This window comes from Fulvivirga aurantia, assembly GCF_009711475.1.
GTDB lineage: Bacteria > Bacteroidota > Bacteroidia > Cytophagales > Cyclobacteriaceae > Fulvivirga > Fulvivirga aurantia.
Genome location: NZ_SMMD01000603.1, coordinates 1 through 4,542 on the forward strand (window position 1 = coordinate 1; position 4,542 = coordinate 4,542).

Sequence of the window (4,542 nt, forward strand, 5' to 3'; positions counted from 1 at the left end):
GATAAATCTCAAATTACAGATAGACTTTAATAATGAGTAAGAATATATTAGTAACGGGAGGAGCCGGGTATATAGGTTCTCACACATGTGTAGAGCTGATCAAAGCTGGTTATCACGCGATTATTGTAGACAACTTCAGCAACTCCGAAAAATTTGTAATTGATCGAATAGAGGAGTTGGCAGGTAAATCAGTAGAGTTAATTGAAGGGGATTGTGCTGATGAAAGACTTCTATTAGAGAAACTTTCTAAAACTAAAATTGATGGTGTCATTCATTTTGCAGCCTACAAAGCTGTCGGAGAGTCATCTAAAGACCCATTAAAGTATTACACCAATAACCTGAACAGTACTTCCTCCATTTTAAAGGTGATGGAAGAGCTCAAATGTGAAAATCTGGTATTTTCCTCTTCTTGTACTGTCTATGGTCAGCCAGATCAATTACCAGTTACCGAAACCTCTCCAGTAAAACCTGCTGAATCACCTTACGGACGGACAAAGCAAATTTGTGAAAATATAATAACCGACTTTATTGACGCTGGTAAAAAACTAAAAGCACTGTCTTTAAGATACTTCAACCCAATAGGCGCTCATCCTTCAGCAAAAATCGGAGAGTTACCGCTGGGAGTTCCCAACAATCTAGTACCATTTATAACTCAAACAGCTGCAGGCATTAGAGAAAAGCTCACAGTATTTGGGTCTGATTATGATACTAAAGACGGAACCTGTATTAGAGACTATATACATGTGGTAGATCTAGCTAAAGCCCATGTTAAAGCTTTAGATTATCTGCTCAAAAAAGAAGGTAGCTTGTATGATGCCATTAATATTGGAACGGGTGAAGGAAGCAGTGTAAAAGAGGTTGTAGACACCTTTGAAAAAGTAAATGAGGTAAAACTCAACTATCAAATGGGTGACAGGAGACCTGGAGATGTCGAAAAAGTTTATGCTGATGCTAGTTATGCCGAAAAAGTTTTAGGTTGGAAAGCTGAACTTTCTCTTGAAGAATCTCTTAAAGACGCATGGAGGTGGCAAAAAACTTTAAAAGTCTAAATCTTCATAATTCTACTAAAATTTAAAATAGAATCTCAATGAAAGGAATAATCTTAGCCGGAGGGTCCGGAACTCGTCTATATCCCCTTACAAAATCTGTATCTAAACAGATAATGCCTATATATGATAAACCGATGATTTATTACCCATTATCGGTTCTTATGATGGCAGATATTAAAGATATTTTAATTATTTCAACACCAGAAGACATTGGTGGTTTTGAAAATCTATTAGGTGATGGCCAACAATTAGGTATTAAAATTTCATACGAAATACAGCCTTCACCAGATGGTTTGGCTCAGGCATTCATTATCGGTGAAGATTTCATAGGAAAAGATAATGTTGCTCTCATTTTAGGCGACAATATTTTTTATGGTTACAATTTTTCAAAGACTTTACAAGCCGCATCAAAATTAGAGTCTGGTGCTACTGTATTTGGTTATTACGTAAACGATCCACAAAGATATGGTGTAGCCGAGTTTGACAAATCAGGTAAAGTACTTTCTATCGAAGAAAAGCCTGAAAATCCTAAAAGTAATTATGCCGTAACCGGTCTTTACTTCTACGACAACTCAGTAGTCGAAAAGGCAAAGACCATCAAGCCTTCACCAAGAGGTGAACTGGAAATAACAGATCTTAATAAATTGTACTTAGATGAAGGTTCATTAAATGTTGAACTTTTAGGCCGAGGAATGGCTTGGCTGGACACAGGTACGCATCAATCATTATTGCAAGCTTCAAACTTCGTGGCATCTATTGAAGAGAGACAAGGCCTCAAAATTGCATGCCTGGAAGAAATAGCTTTTAGAAAAAAATATATTAATAAAGACCAACTCGAGAAGCTTGCCGAACCGCTTAAAAAGAGTAATTACGGTCAATATTTGATTAAAATAGCAAAAGAAGAGATATGAAAAATATATTAATAACAGGTGGAGCTGGATTTATCGGTTCGCATGTAGTCAGGTTATTTATCAACAACTACCCTAATTACAACATCATTAACTTAGACGCTCTTACTTACGCAGGCAACCTGGAAAATCTTTCCGACATAGAGGGATCCAAAAACTATAAATTTGTTAAAGGGGATATATGTGATGCTCAGTTTATTAATGAGCTTATGCAAAAAGAATCTATTACCGACATCATACACTTGGCCGCTGAGTCACACGTAGACCGATCTATCAGTGATCCACTCAGCTTTGTTAGAACTAATGTAATTGGCACTGTAAATCTATTGAATGCTGCGGTTGCCGCCTGGAAAGATGCCTACGATCAACACATTTTTTATCATGTCTCTACTGATGAAGTATATGGCTCGTTAGGTGAAACGGGGTTTTTCTTAGAAACTACATCATACGATCCTCAAAGTCCATACTCAGCATCCAAGGCTAGCTCAGATCATTTTGTAAGAGCTTATGCCAACACCTACGGCCTGAATATAAAGGTATCTAATTGCTCGAATAATTATGGCCCAAACCAGTTTCCTGAGAAACTATTGCCCTTGATGATTAATAATATCAAGAATAATAAACCTTTACCGGTGTATGGTAAGGGTGAGAATATAAGGGATTGGCTATATGTGGTTGATCATGCAAGAGCTATTGATGATATCTTCCATAAAGGTAAGGTTGGCGAAACTTATAATGTTGGCGGATTCAACGAATGGAAAAATATTGACATCGTTAACTTGCTTTGCAAAGTAATGGACAAGAAGCTTAATCGACAAGATGGTGACTCAGCTAAGTTCATTACATTTGTAAAAGATCGAGCAGGTCACGATATGAGGTATGCTATTGATGCAACTAAAATCAATAAAGACTTAGGCTGGGAACCCTCACTACAATTTGAAGAAGGTCTAGAAAAAACGGTTGACTGGTATTTAGAAAATGAGGCATGGCTTAAGAACGTTACCTCTGGCAAGTATCAGGAGTATTATGATGAGCAGTATGCTTAATTCATACCTCAGTTTCTTATAGCTTTGTTACCTAATACTTAAAGAGTAATTTAGTTATACAACTAATTACTCTAATCTTGATACCTTTGCAGCTACCTTATTCAAAAATAGGGACTATCAAGTATATGAAGCACATATTTATTTTCGGAACGAGACCGGAGGCCATAAAAATGGCTCCTTTAATAAAGGCATTTCAGAAAGATCCCAGCCAAGATATTGTTGTCTGTGTCACAGGGCAGCATAAAGAAATGTTAGATCAAGTTTTGCAATTCTTCGATATATCACCCGATTACGATTTACAATTAATGGGGAAAAATCAAACTCTTTATGACATTACCGCTAAAGCATTGTTAGGATTAAAGCCGATTCTAGAAAAGGAAAGCCCTGATAACATTATTGTACAAGGAGACACTACAACTGCCTTTGTAGGGGCACTCGCAGGTTTTTATGAAAAAATGAAAGTTTCTCATATTGAAGCTGGACTACGGAGTGGGAGCATCATGTCACCTTACCCGGAGGAGGGAAATAGGATTTTAGCTGGCCATCTGGCAAACATGCACTTTGCGCCAACAACACGCGCTGTTGATAACTTAAAAAAAGAAGGTATAATTAATAATGTATACAATGTAGGTAACACTGTTATTGATGCACTTTTGTTAGGTTTAGAATTGATCGAGAAAAAAGGACAAGATGAATATGAAACCTTTTTTAGAGAAATAGATTTAAATAAAAAACTTGTTTTGGTTACTGGTCATCGAAGAGAAAGCTTTGGTAAACCATTTGAAGATATGTGTAAAGCAATGAGGGATTTAGCCTCAAATTATCCTCAAATAGAGCTCGTTTATCCCGTACACCTTAACCCCAACGTCAGAAATACAGTCAATAATATTTTAAGTGGATTACCAAATATTAATTTAATTGAACCTTTGTCATATCCACACCTTATTTGGTTAATGAATAAGTCTTATTTTGTTTTAACTGACTCGGGAGGAATTCAAGAAGAAGCCCCAGCCCTGGGCAAACCTGTATTAGTTATGCGTGATGTTACAGAAAGGCAGGAAGGCATTGAGGCAGGAACAGCGAAACTAGTAGGTACTGACTATAACAAAATAGTGACTGAGTGCGAAAAATTATTAAATGATGTTGAATATTATCAATCGATGGCCAATGCAGTAAATCCCTATGGGGATGGCACAACTAGTCAACAGGTTTTAGAGATCGTAAAAACACTTTAAATGACAAAAGATATAAAAGTAGTGATGATGGGTCTTGGCTACATAGGCTTACCTACTGCAGCCCTTATTGCAAGTAGAGATATTCATGTTCAAGGAGTAGATGTAAACGAAGGTGTAGTCAATACCATAAATAACGGAGATATCCATATTGTAGAACCTGCATTAGATGGGTTAGTAAGACATGATGTAGAAAGAGGGTTCTTAAGAGCGAGTACATCACCTAATGAAGCAGATGTTTTTCTTATTGCTGTCCCCACTCCTTTTAAAGGAGATCATGAGCCAGATTTAAAATTCGTTCAGAGTG

4 protein-coding genes and 1 pseudogene are annotated in these 4,542 nt (G+C 36.8%); all 5 read left to right on the forward strand.

Annotated features, from left to right (window positions below; genetic code table 11):
• Positions 1-32 precede the first annotated feature (32 nt).
• Positions 33-1,049 (forward strand): UDP-glucose 4-epimerase GalE, encoded by a 1,017-nt coding sequence (galE, locus tag E1176_RS05460; RefSeq protein WP_155209559.1) that lies wholly within the window; start codon positions 33-35, stop codon positions 1,047-1,049.
• A gap of 38 nt (positions 1,050-1,087) precedes the next feature.
• Entirely contained in the window at positions 1,088-1,960 is an 873-nt protein-coding gene (gene rfbA, locus E1176_RS05465) for a glucose-1-phosphate thymidylyltransferase RfbA (protein ID WP_155209560.1), read from the forward strand.
• Positions 1,957-3,003, forward strand: a complete 1,047-nt coding sequence (rfbB, locus tag E1176_RS05470; RefSeq protein ID WP_155209561.1) for a dTDP-glucose 4,6-dehydratase — start codon at positions 1,957-1,959, stop codon at positions 3,001-3,003. Before rfbA ends, rfbB begins: the two co-directional genes overlap by 4 nt.
• Before the next feature lie 125 nt (positions 3,004-3,128).
• Positions 3,129-4,238 (forward strand): non-hydrolyzing UDP-N-acetylglucosamine 2-epimerase, encoded by a 1,110-nt coding sequence (gene wecB / locus E1176_RS05475; protein WP_155209562.1) that lies wholly within the window; start codon positions 3,129-3,131, stop codon positions 4,236-4,238.
• A pseudogene (locus tag E1176_RS05480) lies at positions 4,239-4,542 on the forward strand (UDP-N-acetyl-D-mannosamine dehydrogenase); the annotation flags it as partial.

Coding starts and splice junctions, on each gene's coding strand:
- rfbB (WP_155209561.1), top strand. CDS start 1,957: ATGAAAAATATATTAATAACAGGTGGAGCTGGATTTATCGGTTCGCAT.
- rfbA (WP_155209560.1), top strand. CDS start 1,088: ATGAAAGGAATAATCTTAGCCGGAGGGTCCGGAACTCGTCTATATCCC.
- wecB (WP_155209562.1), top strand. CDS start 3,129: ATGAAGCACATATTTATTTTCGGAACGAGACCGGAGGCCATAAAAATG.
- galE (WP_155209559.1), top strand. CDS start 33: ATGAGTAAGAATATATTAGTAACGGGAGGAGCCGGGTATATAGGTTCT.